Raw genomic sequence first — 15,775 nt, forward strand, 5'->3', positions numbered from 1 at the left:
CGAGTTAATATGCTATTACATTGTACCGCTGTTTATGGCTATAATCAACTACAATATAAAAAATAGGCAGAATTTACAGATAACTACTGTTTTTGACAAAATGGAAGAAATATAACCTGACACCATTCCTTGTAAGTATACTTTTTTCACCCTAATTAGAGATATGGTAAATATACCAACAAAATGATGAAAACCCAAACGACATCAACAAAATGCCAGTAATACGAGAAAATGATTTGTTTTTCCATATACAAGGAATAGGATACCTTAGGTCGATAGTAATGAAGGAATAATACAATCATCCAGCCAATGCCAAAGGCAACATGCGCAGCATGCAGACCTACGAGAACATAGAAAGATGCTAAGAATATGCTGGTAGTTATACCATACCCTTCCTGTACAAATGTATAAAACTCATGAATTTCTAATCCAAGAAAAGCGAAAGCGCATAATAAGGTAGCACCTAGCCCGACGATCACCTTTGTTTGATTCTTCTTTTCTATTCCCTTTTCAGCTATAAGCAACGTCCCACTACTAGATAAAAGAAAAAACGATGAAAGCAAAACCGTCCTCGCTTCAAACACTTCCGTAGGATAGGGTCCTTTAGCTGCTGGTGTAAAAATAAAATATGTCGCAAACAAAACAGCAAACATAATTGCTTCCACACCCAAATATATAAAGAAGCCAATCTTCTTATCTTGAAATAACGCTGCCTCTTGACTATTCATACGGATCTTCCTTCCCATAGAAACTTTCTCGTTCATCTGTAAAGGATCGTACAATGAGTAGCGAAAATAATAGTACTGCCCCAGCTATCGTCAACCAATACCATGTAAATGTTAGTCCTGTACATATTACTAGCAATGCCATGGCAATGAAAAATGGTTGAATCGTTTCTTGCTCCAATGGCTTTATTCTAACTGCTAAAGTAGTTGCTAGCGATCTGTTTTCAATTTTCGCAAACCAGAAAGCGTCTATTTCATCGACAATTGGCATTGGTTCAAATGTATGTTCCGGGGCAGGTGAAGCTTCGGTCCATTCTAATGTACGACCATTCCATGGATCATTCCCAACTTTTTCACCTTTTTTATGTGTTATATACACATTCCAAACAGCAAATAGCATGCTTATTCCCATTAAAAAAGCACCCACTGTACTTGCAGCGTTTAGAAGAAAAATACCGTCTGCTTGGGTATATGTGTAGACACGACGTGGCATTCCCTCCAATCCCGTAATATGCATGGGGAAAAAAGTTAAATGAAATCCAATGAGAAATGTCCAAAAATGCCATTTGCCTAACTTTTCGTCTAAAATATAGCCAGTGATCTTAGGGTACCAATAATACAATCCAGCAAATACACCTAATATCGTAGAAGCAATAATCACATAGTGAAAATGAGCGACCACAAAGTGTGTATCGTGGAATTGAAAATCTGCAGCAGATACAGAAAGCATTACCCCTGTTACTCCACCCATTACAAAGGAAGGAATAAAACCTAACGCAAATAGCATTGGTGTTGTAAAATGAATAACCCCACCACGCATTGTAAATAGCCAATTAAAAACCTTGATTCCTGTAGGGACAGCAATTGCCATGGTGGTAATCGCAAAAAATGTATTTGCCATTGGTCCAAGTCCTACCGTAAACATGTGATGCGACCAAACCATAAACCCTAAAAATCCAATTAAAGTAATAGATACGACCATAACTGGATAGCCAAAAATACGCTTTCGAGAAAACGTAGCAATAATATCAGAGAAGATGCCAAAAGCTGGCAATGCCAGAATATACACTTCAGGATGTCCAAAAATCCAGAATAAATGCTGCCAAAAAATTGGATCGCCTTCTTCTCCAGAGAAGAACCCCGTTCCAAATAATCTGTCAAACATGAGAAGATATAGGGCAATTGCCAATACCGTAAAAGCGATTAAAATTAGAAAGGAAGTGATTAAGGTTGCCCAAGCAAACAAGGGCATTCTTGTATACTTCATTCCTGGTGCTCGATGACGCATAATCGTAACAATTAAGTTAAGTGCTGTAAAAATGGTACCTAACCCGGATATTTGCAAACCAAAAACATAAAACTCTGTTCCTGCACCAGGTGTATATTCAGCCCTTGATAACGGTGTATAGCCTGTCCAACCAACTTCTGGAGTCATATTTATAAAAAATGCTATATTAAAGAAAAGGGAACCAGCGAAAAACAGCCAAAACCCTAGTGCATTTAAAAATGGAAATGCTAAATCTCTTGCACCAATTTGCAAAGGAACCGCAATATTCATGAGTCCCAACAATAGTGGCATGGCAACAAAAAAGATCATTAATGTACCATGTGTTGTAAATACTTCGTTATATTTTTCGCCTTGGAAGACCCAAAAATCATTATTTGGTATTGCTAATTGAGCTCGAATAAACAATGCATCTAATCCAGCCCTAAAAAAGTAGATAATACCAAACAATATATACATGATTCCTATTCTTCGATGATTCATCGTTCTTAGATACTTCCAAATCATGCTAAACTTCCGCTTCTTTATTGATGAAGAATCCAATGATAATAGCTAATAGGATAGAAGTAATCCATGCAGCTATAACATCAGAAGGAATCATTACATTTTGTCCAAATAAGGATAGCTTCATAAACGTTCACCTCATACTTATTGCGATTCCTGTATTAGATATTCCTGATAATCTTCTTTAGCTACTACCTTTGTTTTAAAGGTCATATTAGCATGAGCAAGTCCACAATATTCCGCACACTTCCCTTGATAAGATCCTTTTTCTGGTTTTTTTATTTCATAAGTTATTTCTTTTCCAGGCATAACATCGACTTTGCCACCTAATTTAGGAGCCCAAAAGGAGTGAATGACATCTTCAGAGGTCAAATGAAAAATAATTGGTTCTCCTTCTGGGATCACCAGTCGATTCATTTCTTTTTTGCCATTTTCATATTGAAATGTCCAACTGAACTGCTTACCTATTACATCAATATGTACTCCGTTCTTCTTTCTATCTTGCGGTGCTTTGGCTGATTGTTCATAAGTAATGGCAATTGTTGGTACAGCTAAAACAATGAGTAATAGAATAGGCAACACAATCCATGTAATTTCTAACTTCCGATTTCCTTTTACATCTTCTGGTAGATCGTCCTTCCTTTTTTCCGTAAATCGATATTTATATACAAAACGAATAAATAAAGTAAAAACCGTAACCACAACAATCATCATGAGCCAAAAACTAAAATTAATTAAGAATGCTTGTTCACTAGCTGTCTCACTTTTGGGCTGCAGTACGGTAATATTACATCCAGCTAAGAAAATCAACATAAAAAGCCATACTATTTTTTTCATGATACATCCAACCTTTTCAGGGAATGAATACTTCATGTACCGTTACCCCAAAGATACGACATCAAAACTTTATCTTCACCCGCCCATTGCAAATGGCGCGAGCGCTGATCAATAATGTTGGCTTTCATCACGAAGCGATGAAGTTTCTTTTCCATAATATAAGTATTTCTTATCGTAAAAAATTCTCATTTCTTATAAAAAACGAGCGACACCAATGTATGGCCGCTCGCTTTTGTCCTTGCTTATTCTTCTTCTAATTTACTTTCCAATTCTGTAATTCTTGCTCTTAGTTCGTCGATATCTTCCTTCGTAGCTAATCTAAATTCTTTAGCTAATTTTTGTGTTTGCTCGTATTGTTGAGAGTTCCATTCGTCCTTCTTCATTTCACCTTTATCCACGAAGTTTTGCAGCACTGTTCTCGCTTGTTCTTGAGTAAGTTCATTTTTATCAACCAGCTGTTTTACTTTACTTTCAAACTTTTCTTTACTTGTTACAGCTGCACCTAACCCTAATAGAAATCCTTTTTTTAGAACATCATTCACGTTAACACCCCCTTACATTTTATCTCGAATGACGTTGTAATGTTTATATAATAATCCCACTAGCAGAATGGAGAATAACCCGATTCCCCAAAGTGCTATATGGGTAACGAGTTGCAGCTGAACATAATAGCCTACAAAACTACAACCGATACTCACAAGCAGCAGGATAAAATGAATGATTTCTAAAAAAATAAAATAGTGATGCTTTAAGTTTTTTTGCTGTTTTTGATTATCCCACTGTCTATCTTTTTCCCCATTTTCCAACCAGTTTAACATTGCTTTTGGATAAGATAAAACTGGTTTGACTGTATCTTTCACATATTGTTTATAAATGGATTCGGCTAAGTTCCGTCCGCCGAACCATTTTTTTATTTTTGGTTTTGCCCATTTTTGAATATCCACATCAGGATAAATAGCTAATAATATACCAAGTACAATGGAAATAGCTCTTCCTAAATAAGCATATTCAGCGGATAACTGAATTGGTTGATCCTTAATAAGTAACCGAATATCTTCTTTTAATTGTTCCATTGTATTCATATCAACCATATGAAATGCGCCATTTTGATAAAGCTCAATCGTATCTCGGATCAGCCGTTTCAATTTTCTGCGATCCGCGTTTGGAAGAAGGAAATCCATTTCATCTAGAATTTCAATTACTCGATCATAATCATCCATGATAATATTTTGAATGAGGCGCTTAAAATAGTGTGTGTCTTGTTTACGCACTTCACCAACCATACCAAAGTCAATGATAACAACAGTTCCATTTGGCTGGATTAATAAATTCCCTGCATGCGGATCAGCGTGGAATTTACCAGGATTGAGAAACTGCTCTAAATAAAAGTCAAATATGGTTCTTGCAATATGCTCCGTTGATAGTTGATGTCGATACATATAATTAGTATCTGTAATTTTAGCTCCATCTACCCACTCTATAACAAGCACTTTTTTTGTACAAAGATTTTCCATATAGTATGGGATATGGATAGCTTCATTATCCTCAAATCGATCTTGAAAATAATGAGCGTGATTCAATTCCTGATCAAAATCAAGTTCCTTATTCATGACGGTAACTAGTTCACGATATAATGCTGGTAAATCTGCTTTCTTACCAAAAGAAGTAAATACAGAAATCAACCAAAAAACGATTCGCAAGGCTTTGAAATCTTTATGAAATATTTCTCTAACACGATAACGCTGCACTTTAATTGCTACTTCTGTGCCGCTATCTTTTAATTTGGCATGATAAACTTCCCCAATCGACGCAGATGCTACCGATGCAAATTGAATTTCATCTAAATAATGATATATATCCTCGCCCCATTCTTCCTCTAATAGCTTTCTTGCATATGTAAACGGCATAGGTGGAACCCGGTCGACCAATCCGCTTAATTCTTTGATAAACGCATCTGGCATAAAATCTGTTCTAGTACTAAGGAATTGTCCTACTTTAATTAGCACGCCGCCCAGATGTATTGCCTTCTCCCGATATTCTTTAGCCATAGTAGTAACTAAAGCATTCCACTTTTGTAACGTCCGCTCATCCCATACACGGTTTTTAAAATAAAAGAAATAAATTTTAAAAATAAATTTAATTGTCATCCATACCATTACACTAGAGCGATAGCTCAACTTATATTTTAAACCCTTATTCACCCAGAACACCTCATTATTATTTACCCTAACCTGAATCTCCTCTAAACATCGTCTCCGTTAATTTTTAGTTGGACATCAGCTATATTTCCCTTATAATAAAGAAGAATACGGAACGCTGGGGGTTCTTATGAAAAACAATAATTATTCCATAACAGATCACTTGAAATTTATTATACCATCCCTAATCGGTGTCTTCTTATTTATGTCTCCAATGCAGACGGACGAAGGATTAACGATTCCTATAGCGATCCTTGCTGGTTATGTCCAAGATTTGTTAGCCGATCAATTATCAGCTATTATGATGATTATTATCGTTATTACTGCAGTCATGAGTGTGCTCGCTAAAATAATAGGACGGGATCGATTAAATCGTACACCTTTCTTTCAACAGCTATTTCATGTTAGTAGCTTTTGGACAATTACGCGTGTACTAGCGGCTATTTTTGCGATTATGGTCTATTTTCGACTAGGGCCAGCATTCATTCATGGTGAAGCAACAGGACAATTATTACTTGATGATCTTTTACATGTGCTGTTTGCTGTGTTTCTTTTCGCTGGCCTATTCCTCCCTTTACTTATGAACTTCGGATTACTTGAGTTATTTGGGACGTTAATGACAAAAATTATGCGTCCGCTCTTTCGTTTACCAGGACGTGGGTCCATCGATTCCTTAGCCTCTTGGGTTGGAGATGGCACAATTGGTGTCTTACTTACTAGTAAACAGTATGAAGAAGGTTATTATACGAAAAGAGAAGCAGCAGTAATCGGAACAACCTTTTCGGTCGTATCCATTACCTTCTCACTCGTTATCATTTCTGAAGTGAATCTTGGCGATATGTTCCTCCCATTTTATGGAACAGTATTAGTTGCTGGATTCGTAGCTGCTCTAATTATGCCGCGTATTCCACCACTTTCTCGAAAAGCAGATACATATGTTAACGAGAACGCTGATGGAATAACAGAAGAAATACCCGATGGAGACAATGTTCTAACTTTTGGTTATAAAAAAGCCTTAACTCGTGCACAAAAAGAAAAAAGCATCTATCAATTCATAAAAGAGGGCGGCCAAAATATCCTCGACATGTGGATGGGTGTTGCTCCAGTTGTCATGGCATTTGGACTTATTGCTTTAATAATTGCTGAAAACACACCTGTATTTCAGTGGTTAGGTGTGCCATTCATTCCATTATTGGAACTTCTACAAATCCCATCTGCCCAAGCTGCCTCTGAAACAATATTAATTGGATTTGCGGATATGTTCTTACCAGCAATTTTTGCCTCCTCTATTGAAGAGGAAATCACTAGATTTATTATTGCAGCTTTATCTGTTACTCAGTTAATTTATATGTCAGAAGTAGGTGGTTTATTATTAGGTTCCAAAGTACCAGTTTCGTTTAAAGACCTAGTTATAATCTTCCTATTACGTACAATTATTACACTACCAATTATTACATTAATCGCTCATATTATTTTCTAATGAAAAAACAGTTTTGTGCTGAAATAACCCAACCGTAGCTTGTAGAGAAACCCCGTGTTTTTCTACAAGCTTTTTTGATAAGTAGCGCCTTTTCTCTGTTCCACTTAGGATCTAAATGGTTCCCTTTTCCCTGATCGAAACCAAATCATCATCGTCTCTAGAAATTCAATCTTAAGAATAAGGCTGTCGAGTAAAATGTGGAAATAAGCCTCAAGCATTTTGTTCTATACTCAAAGTGCTATGGCCGTTTTTTCCTTTTTGAATCTTCGTAGATATATTCATCTATGGCTTTTGAAAGATTCTCACATGTGCCATATTTTTGCGTATAGAAAAACTCCCCTTTAGATAAAACAGATTGTATTTTTTATCTGTTTACCTTAAGGGGAGATACCACGTTCTCAACCATCTTATATTACGTTTTTTGTTGTTTCATTAATTCTTTTATTTTTTCGGTGTGCAAGGAAGTGTTTTTAGGGATTTCTTGATCAACCTCTTCTTCTTCACTAGCTTTTTCCACAAAACCAGGGTCAAATCCTAATTGTTCTGCTGTTAACCCCATAAATTCATAAAAGCTTTTTGGTTCTGTAGATCCGGCATTAAACACTCCTACTATATCATTACTCACCATTTCTACAATCACTTCTGCAAGATCTTCTACATGACAAAATGTCCGAAACAAATCATCTCGAAAATGAATGGCCTTTCCCGCCCGTAAATGATAGGATAATCGATCGGTTCGTTCATCCATTTTCCCGATTTGATTTTCACCAAAAACCGGACCAACTCGCACTATTACATAATTGGTTAACTCATTTGCAATAAACCGCTCTGCTTTTACTTTGCCATTGGCATAGTTACTTAATTTATGTTCATCAGGTAATGTCGTAACCGGATCTGTCTCTGAATAAGGACCTTTACCCGCACTGTAGACATAGTCAGATGATATATAGACAAGTTTCGTTTCAGGGGTAATGTGTGTTAATAAATGCATTAACCCTTGTTCGGTTAACTGTTGTTCTTGTGGACCGCTCATTACAGACCATACAATTACATCTGGCTGTTCCGCTTTATAAAAGTCCGAGAATGATTCTGGTTCATTTATATCTAACCTAGTTAAATCGTCAAATAACGGTGGCTCATCCAAATAGGTACCACTTACACTTACTTTGGGGATTTCTTTTAATCGTTTGTAGACAGAACTTCCAACATAACCACTTGCTCCAAACACACAAACTTTCATGAATATCTTTCCCCTTTCCTAGCCGTTTTTTTAGGATTCCGTTTTTGGATGATGCTTAAACTTATGATTAAATGCTTGCTTCATTATCGATGCCTTTCCTTCGATAAAAGGCTGCCAAATACCCAATACAGGACGACTTGACAAGACAAGAACAATCAATAATGATAGTGCGGCAAGACCGATAAAGTCAATGACGCCATTAATTTCGAATAACTCTGCTTGACGGAAAAACTGGATAAAAAATCCGTGTAATAAATAAACATACAGTGTCCGAGCTCCTAATGCTGTCCACCTAAACTTCCTTGTCGGTATCCATGCTAGAACACTAATTACCATTAATCCAGCAGTTAAATAAACGAGTAATCGGGCAAGCCCCCCAAATTCGGCCAAACCTAGATCTCCATAGGATTTTGAAGCTAGCAGCCAACCTGAATTAAAGTCCGGTAAATAATAAATAGCTGCTGCAATTCCAATCATGACGATTAAGGATGCAAGCTTCACTCCTTTATTTTTCAAGAGCATCATTTGTTTTTCTGTAACCAAATATCCAATCAAGAAAAACGGGAAGAATACGAACGTACGAGATAAGCTGAATGTGTGTCCTATTTCGCCGAAGTACCCCACAATAAGACCTAATTGAACAGCAATTACAACGCTCAATACAGGTGGAAGCTTTTTAAACCAATATAAGAGCATATGCCAACAGAATAAACTAAATAAAAACCACAATGCCCAATGTGGACTAAATAAATCCGTTTGCCACCCTGATTTTCCAATTAAATAGTAATAACCAGAGTATAAAATTTGAAAAATCACATATGGAATTAATAATTTTTTTATTAAGTTAAAGATATATTTTATATTCCCGGATCCTTTTGCAAAAAAACCTGAGAGCAAAATAAACGCAGGCATATGGAAGGTATATATCCACATATAAAGTGTGTTAATGGTTGTAGATTGGTCTGTGAATGGTTGAATCATATGTCCAAAGACAACCAGAACAATTAATATTACTTTCGCATTATCAAAAAAGGCGTTTCTTTCCATCCATGCTCATCCTTTTTTAAATGAAATCATTCAATTAAATAAAATTATTGTGCACTATCCACTTTACCCTTTTTTTATGAGAAGTATATAGGTTCATTGACGATTTCATAGACTTGTTAGAAGTTTGTAAACTAGTTGCAAAATTACCACCAAAATTACCATTTGTGTTTATGAAAAATCTGAAAACAAAAAGTGCCTCCATTCATAGGAGGCAACCCTTTTAAGAACCAGTCTTTTTCTTTTTGGTTGTCTTTGTTTTTTGTTTCGGTTTCGTTGGTTGTTTAGGTTTAGGCTTATCTTGCTTGGCACGATCTAATGACGCTTGTAGTGCATCCATTAAATTTGTAGCTGCTTCAGGTGAAGGTTTATCCGCAGCTGTAGCCGTTTGGTCATCATTCTTTTTCTGCTCGATTAATTCCAGCAATGCATTCCTGTATTCATCTTCATATTTTGTTGGGTCAAACTCACTTGTAAGTTGATCAATAAGCATTTTAGCTGTATCAAGTTCACTCTTGTCTGTTTCTACTTCATCAGGAACATTTGGAACATCTTGTACGTTTCTTACTTCATCTGGAAAATGTATCGTTTCAACTACTAGTGTATTCTTGTAAACACGAATAACGGCAAGTTGTTCTTTGGAGCGAATAATCATTTTAGCAATACCGATCTTTTTCGTATCTTTTAATGCATTACGGAGTAAACCATATGCTTTGGAACCACCTTCATTTGGTGATAAATAATAACTCTTCTCGAAATAAATTGGATCGATCTCCTCTAGTTGAACAAAATCAACGATTTCTACAGCTTTGTCTTCCTGCTCTTTTTTTAAAGCTTCCAAATCTTCTTCGTCTAGTACAACAAACTTGTTTTTTGCATATTCATAAGCCTTAACAATTTCATTATTTTCAACTGGCCGATCGCATACTGGACACGTCCGTTCGTATTTTATTGGCGATTGGCACTCCTTATGGAGCTGTCGTAGCTTTACATCTTTATTCTCCGTTGCAGCATGCATTTTCACTGGTATATTTACTAAGCCGAAGCTGATTGTTCCTTTCCACATTGTATGCATGAAAAAACCTCCCTTTTTTATAGTTTGTCGGGAAAATAAAAATTTATCCCATTGTTTAAGAACCACGTACGGAGTTAAAACTATGGGTAGCAATATCAGGAGGGAGGGAACAAACAAATGATGAAACCTATTGCCAGCAAAGCTATCCCAAAAGGGAAAGAATGGCTCTATGAAGTGAAATATGATGGATTCCGCTGTACATTACAGTGGGATCAGGCGTCGATCCAATTAATAAGTAAAAACAATAAAGATTTAACAAATAAATTCCCTGAAATTATAGCAGACTGTCGCTCACAACAAGAGGGGTTGATAAAGTACCTACCTCTTCAACTAGACGGTGAATTGGTAATAATGAACAACAACATACAAGCAAACTTCGGTTGGGTACAAAAACGAGGAAGGATGAAAACAAAAGAAGTGATTGAAGAAGCAGCACGAAACCGACCAGCAAGCTTGCAACTATTCGATATCACAAAAATACAAGGAAAACCTTTAGAACAACAGACGTTAACTCAAAGAAAACGATTTCTTACGCAGCTATTTAAAGAAGTGAAATTCTCAAGGCTGCATAATGTTCCATGCGAGGAAAACTCCCACTTTCTCTGGGATCGTGTCTTTATGAATAAGGGCGAAGGTATTATTGCAAAGCGAAAGAGTAGTGCATATAAATTAGGAAAAAATCATCAAGACTGGTTCAAAATTAAAAATTGGAGAAAGCTACACGGTTTTTTAACAGCTTTTCATACAGCTAATAGTTACTTTACGGTGGGTGTGTTTGATGGAAATAATGTCCTTGAGATCGGTAAATGCAAACACGGCTTAGAATCAAAAACATTTCAAACCTTAACAGACATATTCCGATCAAAAGGAGAGAAGCAAGGAGACAAGTATATACTGCCACCGGCTATTTGTGCAGAAATTCATAGTTTAGATTTATATGAACAAGAGCTGCGTGAACCTGAATTCGTTGCTATACTACCCGATATGAATGCACAAGACGTTACGTTAGAGCAGTTACGCATAGATATGGCAATGTTGCCTGAGAAGATTGATTTGACTAACACAACGAAAACGTTTTGGCCAGAACCTGATTACACGAAAGGCGATTTACTAACTTACATACGTGAAATTACGCCATATCTGCTTCCTCATGTTCGTAATCGCGCATTAACCGTTATTCGTGCACCAGATGGAGTTGAAGCTGAGCACTTCTTTCAAAAACATTTGCCAAATTACGCTCCAGCCTTTATTCCCAGACAAATGAATAAGGAAAGCAGCCTCATTTTATGTAATACATTGGATTCGCTCATTTGGTTTGCTAACCATGGAGCAGTTGAATTTCACGTTCCCTTTCAAACAATCAACCGCGCAATGCCGCAAGAAATTGTATTTGATTTGGATCCACCTCATCGAGATAGTTTTCCGCTTGCAGTGAAGGCGGCACAAATTATGAAACCACTACTAGATGATTTAGATTTAATCAGCTTTGTAAAAACGTCAGGTAATAAAGGATTGCAGATCTATATTCCAATTCCTCCAAACAGTATGACTTATGAACAAACAGCCTTATTTACACAATCGATTGCTTGGACAATGGAAAATGCTTATCCTGATCTATTCACAACCGAACGAATGAAAAATAAACGGAAGAACCGTTTGTATATTGACTATGTGCAACATGGAAAGAACAAAACTATTATTGCTCCCTACTCACCTAGATTAGCACCCGAAGGAACGGTTGCCACGCCATTATTTTGGGAAGAAATAAACGCTGAACTAACACCTTCATTATTTACAATTAGCAATGTGGTTGATCGTGTTAAATCTTTAGGCTGCCCGTTTTCTTCCTATGAAGATGCCAAAAAGAAACAAAACCTGGAAAAAATCTTACAATTATTAACAAGATAGAACGTGACTGGGACATAAGTAAGTATAACTTCCGTGCTTCTCGAACATGCTTATCTGTTTGGATTTTCAGCCATAACTGTCACCAAAGAAGACTTCATTTCTCTGTTTGAATAACTTGATTTAATTATTATATAAACAACAAAACCCGAATCTGTCTGGTATTCGGGTTTATTTAAATGGTTTAGCTAAATAACTCTTATTGCACGTATTATGGAACTTAAGCGATAATATTCTTGTAAGACGATTCATCACAAATAATAAATAAGGTTGCATTATCTGGAATGGGTTGTTTTAGCTGATGAATCACAGATAAATCGCTTCCGTTTGAAAGTAGCATTGCTCCATGATTAGCTAAATCTTTCCGAGCATCTTCATAGGTTTGCCATGTAGTCTTTTTATCAATTGAGTAAAGGTCATACCCTGTATTACTTGTTAACTGCCTAATTATTTCACTGGAGCCGTTATATAAAATGGACCGAGCAGCCAAGTGAGCTGTTGTATCATTAGCAGTTATAAATTCCTCGACGGAAACATGTTGGAAAGCTTGAATATGTCTAGACTCTAACACCTCACAAATGGTATATATATTCTTATCATACGCTTTGCCAATCCCCTCAATAATCGTTGCAATTAATAGGGTTTGCCCGTCAGCCTGCGAAGTTGCCACTGTATCTTCTGATGAAAACACCATTACCGATTGACTTTCTATCAGATTTGCTTGCAAGAGTACCTCTTTATTTGCAGGATTTCCATGAACAAACTCAACCTGTTCGTGTAACAGAGGTGTTTTAGTCAGTTTCTCATCAATAATAACAATCGCTATATCATCAAAAGTCTTCAGCAATTCTTCAAGTGTAATACTTGCTTTCTTCGTCCAATTTACTAAGATTATATGGTCTTTTGTTGCTATCTTCAATTTACCATCCTCCTTTAACCGTTTGCGAACACTTAAGAAATCAACTGCCTTTCCAATGAAGATGGTCATTATACCAATACCAATAATATATAAAAACATGGCAAATATTTTCCCAAGCACCGTTGTTGGTGAGACATCCCCATATCCCACAGTAGTGACCGTTGTCATTGTCCACCAAAGTCCTTCAAACGGACTTTCAAACGTTGCAGGCTCTAAAAAGTAAATAAAATAGCTACTCACTAACACCAATGTTATTGTCGAAAGCAGAAGAAACCAATTATTTAAGCGAATAACTTTTACAAATAATTGTTTAAAGAAAATCACTCTATCCCCCCTTTTTACCTATTAAGATAGTAACATAAATTCCGAAGAAAGGCTTGGAATGTTTGGATCAGATTAACTTACAAACGACTAAGCTTACCTTCAAATAATACCAGAACTGCTTTCCCTTTACGTCCATGTAAAAAAGCCGCCCTATACCTTAGGACGACTCTCTATTTTCACCTTTATAAAGATGTAGTTTCTTCAATAGCGGTTTTATCGTTATACGTTTTTACATTCATTTTATTTAGTATTCGAGATGTTAATGTACCACTAACCATAGATCCATTAACATTTAAGGCTGTGCGCCCCATATCAATAAACGCTTCAATTGAAATTAACAACCCAGCTAAGGCAACTGGTAAATTCATGGAAGATAATACAATCAATGCAGCAAATGTTGCTCCTCCACCTACCCCAGCTATTCCAAATGAACTAATTCCTATAATGAGCACAAGTTGTATGATAAATGCAGGTGATAATGGATCAATTCCAACTGTCGGTGCAATCATAACTGCTAACATTGCAGGGTATATTCCTGCACACCCATTCTGCCCCATCGTTGCCCCAAATGAAGCAGACATATTTGCTACACCTTGATCAACACCTAGAGAATTTCGCTGTGCTTGAATATTCAATGGAATGGTACCAGCACTGGAACGTGACGTAAAAGCAAATCCTAATACCGGAATTACTTTACGTAAATAAGTAAATGGATTGAGCCCAAATAAACTCACCAATATCAAGTGAATAACAAACATTACCAACAAGGCTGCATACGAGGCAAGCACAAATTTTCCTAATTCCAGAATACCTGCAAAATCAGTGGTTGCGACCGTATTTGCCATTAGCGCTAGTATTCCATAAGGGGTAAGACGTAGAATTAATGTTACAATCCGCATAACGACAGCATAGAAAGAATTTACAATTTTTGTAAACATTTCGGCCTGCTCTGGATTTTTTCGCCGTACACCTAACACAGCTATTCCAACGATAACGGAGAATATAACAACAGCAATGACAGACGTTGACCGTTCCCCTGTCATATCTAAGAAAATGTTAGATGGAATAAAGTTAAGGATTTTCTGCGGTGCAGATTGTTCCTCCACTTCCCCTAACGTTGTTTCAAGCATGTTCCCTCGCTCATCTTCCGCTTGCCCTGCTTCTATCTGCTCTGCACTCAAATCAAATACAGTTGCAGAGACAATACCAATTAGAGCTGCAATCATTGTTGTTGAGATTAAAATCCCGATAATCCATGCAGACATCTTTCCTAATTCCGCTGTCTTCTCTAAATTGATAATGGATTGAATGATGGACACCATCACAAGCGGAACAACAATCATCATTAGAAAACGAATATATCCACTCCCAACAATACTATACCATTCGGCTGTTTCTGCTAGGACATTGGAACCTGCTCCGTAAATCAGCTGTAAGATAGCTCCTAGAACAATCCCAGCCCCTAGTCCAGTAAAAACACGTTTAGTAAACGAAAAATGTTTTTTCTGCATCCAAATAAGTAAACCAATTAAAATTAATAAGACCGCAATATTTATAACCGTATAAAGTATATCCATGATTCGAACCTCCCTTTTATTATTACAGATATGTTGTGCATATAAAGCTGAATTTATCATATGCGTATCTATTTTTATCGTTCCTGCTAATAAACAATTAATCCGATAAAAATAGTAAGACTTATTTAAAATACAATGGTTTAGCTATTGTGTCAAGGAAATGATTTACACTAAAAAAACTACTGTACAATATGTACAGTAGTTAACCAATGATTGGAATTAATTCAATTTCTACATTCCCTTTGATCGCACGGGAAATCATACAGCTCTGTTCTGCTTTTTCTACTAATTTACGAAGTCGACTATACTGTTGATGCAAAGCTTGCTCTTCCAATTTTACTTTCGGCCGATGGATAATCTTTTTATAAGTAAATACACCTCTAGTTACATCCACAATTCCTTCTGAATCTAAAGACATCTCTTTTAATGGTAAATCTACTCGTTCAATCATCGCAGCTAGCGTAATAATATAACAGGTTGCAGCTGCCCCTAGCAACATTTCATCGGGGTTTGTACCTATTCCTGGACCATCCATTTCAGGTGGGATAGATATCGCGGTTTTCAAGTTTTCTGCTTCAATATAACCTTGACTATCTCTGCCGCCAGGCCACTCTGCTCGTAAATGAAATTGATGTTCTGCCATATTTAATCACCTCTACTTT

16 protein-coding genes are annotated in these 15,775 nt (G+C 36.5%); 2 read left to right on the forward strand and 14 right to left on the reverse strand.

Going from position 1 to position 15,775, the window contains the following annotated elements:
• Positions 1-155 precede the first annotated feature (155 nt).
• The 7 genes from JKP73_RS04995 to JKP73_RS05015 form a co-directional block, all read right to left on the reverse strand.
• Positions 156-728 carry a cytochrome c oxidase subunit 3 gene (locus JKP73_RS04995; protein ID WP_021289876.1) on the reverse strand — a complete coding sequence of 191 codons (573 nt, stop codon included), beginning with the start codon at positions 726-728 and terminating at the stop codon, positions 156-158.
• Positions 721-2,553, reverse strand: coding sequence for a cytochrome c oxidase subunit I (locus JKP73_RS05000; RefSeq protein ID WP_438874663.1), 1,833 nt, complete (start codon positions 2,551-2,553; stop codon positions 721-723). Before JKP73_RS05000 ends, JKP73_RS04995 begins: the two co-directional genes overlap by 8 nt.
• Entirely contained in the window at positions 2,519-2,641 is a 123-nt protein-coding gene (locus tag JKP73_RS23375; RefSeq protein WP_267903250.1) for a hypothetical protein, read from the reverse strand. The genes JKP73_RS05000 and JKP73_RS23375 overlap by 35 nt, the downstream gene beginning before the upstream one ends.
• Positions 2,642-2,658: 17 nt before the next feature.
• Complete coding sequence (gene coxB / locus JKP73_RS05005; RefSeq protein ID WP_200410957.1) at positions 2,659-3,351, reverse strand: cytochrome c oxidase subunit II; 693 nt, start codon at positions 3,349-3,351, stop codon at positions 2,659-2,661.
• Positions 3,352-3,383: 32 nt separating this feature from the next.
• The gene (locus JKP73_RS23380) at positions 3,384-3,506 is read right to left on the reverse strand and encodes a hypothetical protein (protein ID WP_267903251.1); all 123 of its coding nucleotides are present in this window, start codon (positions 3,504-3,506) and stop codon (positions 3,384-3,386) included.
• An 87-nt stretch (positions 3,507-3,593) separates the two neighbouring features.
• Positions 3,594-3,893 carry a phasin family protein gene (locus JKP73_RS05010; RefSeq protein WP_200410958.1) on the reverse strand — a complete coding sequence of 100 codons (300 nt, stop codon included), beginning with the start codon at positions 3,891-3,893 and terminating at the stop codon, positions 3,594-3,596.
• A gap of 12 nt (positions 3,894-3,905) precedes the next feature.
• On the reverse strand, positions 3,906-5,552 hold the full coding sequence (locus JKP73_RS05015) for an ABC1 kinase family protein (protein WP_021289880.1): 1,647 nt from the start codon (positions 5,550-5,552) through the stop codon (positions 3,906-3,908).
• 127 nt (positions 5,553-5,679) lie between these two features.
• On the opposite strand from JKP73_RS05015, the gene JKP73_RS05020 reads away from it, so the two are divergent.
• Positions 5,680-7,029, forward strand: a complete 1,350-nt coding sequence (locus JKP73_RS05020; protein ID WP_038242130.1) for a YjiH family protein — start codon at positions 5,680-5,682, stop codon at positions 7,027-7,029.
• A gap of 238 nt (positions 7,030-7,267) precedes the next feature.
• Here JKP73_RS05020 and JKP73_RS23605 read toward each other — a convergent pair whose 3' ends face one another.
• The 4 genes from JKP73_RS23605 to ku form a co-directional block, all read right to left on the reverse strand.
• Entirely contained in the window at positions 7,268-7,390 is a 123-nt protein-coding gene (locus tag JKP73_RS23605) for an IS3 family transposase (RefSeq protein WP_148530707.1), read from the reverse strand.
• A 51-nt stretch (positions 7,391-7,441) separates the two neighbouring features.
• On the reverse strand, positions 7,442-8,269 hold the full coding sequence (locus JKP73_RS05030; protein ID WP_021289882.1) for a sugar nucleotide-binding protein: 828 nt from the start codon (positions 8,267-8,269) through the stop codon (positions 7,442-7,444).
• A 30-nt stretch (positions 8,270-8,299) separates the two neighbouring features.
• Positions 8,300-9,316 carry an acyltransferase family protein gene (locus JKP73_RS05035; RefSeq protein WP_021289883.1) on the reverse strand — a complete coding sequence of 339 codons (1,017 nt, stop codon included), beginning with the start codon at positions 9,314-9,316 and terminating at the stop codon, positions 8,300-8,302.
• A 220-nt stretch (positions 9,317-9,536) separates the two neighbouring features.
• Complete coding sequence (gene ku / locus JKP73_RS05040) at positions 9,537-10,388, reverse strand: non-homologous end joining protein Ku (protein WP_021289884.1); 852 nt, start codon at positions 10,386-10,388, stop codon at positions 9,537-9,539.
• Between the two features lie 117 nt (positions 10,389-10,505).
• Here ku and JKP73_RS05045 point away from each other — a divergent pair, with 117 nt between their 5' ends.
• Positions 10,506-12,296 carry a DNA ligase D gene (locus JKP73_RS05045; protein ID WP_308436480.1) on the forward strand — a complete coding sequence of 597 codons (1,791 nt, stop codon included), beginning with the start codon at positions 10,506-10,508 and terminating at the stop codon, positions 12,294-12,296.
• Positions 12,297-12,513: 217 nt separating this feature from the next.
• On the opposite strand, the gene JKP73_RS05050 is transcribed toward JKP73_RS05045, so the two are convergent.
• The 3 genes from JKP73_RS05050 to JKP73_RS05060 all read right to left on the reverse strand — a co-directional run bounded on the left by JKP73_RS05050 (position 12,514) and on the right by JKP73_RS05060 (position 15,756).
• Positions 12,514-13,536: an ion channel gene (locus JKP73_RS05050; protein WP_160806839.1), complete on the reverse strand. Its 1,023-nt coding sequence runs from the start codon at positions 13,534-13,536 to the stop codon at positions 12,514-12,516.
• Between the two features lie 182 nt (positions 13,537-13,718).
• Positions 13,719-15,113, reverse strand: coding sequence for an L-cystine transporter (locus JKP73_RS05055; RefSeq protein WP_021289887.1), 1,395 nt, complete (start codon positions 15,111-15,113; stop codon positions 13,719-13,721).
• A gap of 202 nt (positions 15,114-15,315) precedes the next feature.
• Positions 15,316-15,756 carry an OsmC family protein gene (locus JKP73_RS05060; protein ID WP_160806840.1) on the reverse strand — a complete coding sequence of 147 codons (441 nt, stop codon included), beginning with the start codon at positions 15,754-15,756 and terminating at the stop codon, positions 15,316-15,318.
• Between the last annotated feature and the right edge of the window lie 19 nt (positions 15,757-15,775).

The organism is Virgibacillus salexigens, assembly GCF_014905415.1.
Lineage (GTDB): Bacteria > Bacillota > Bacilli > Bacillales > Amphibacillaceae > Virgibacillus > Virgibacillus salexigens.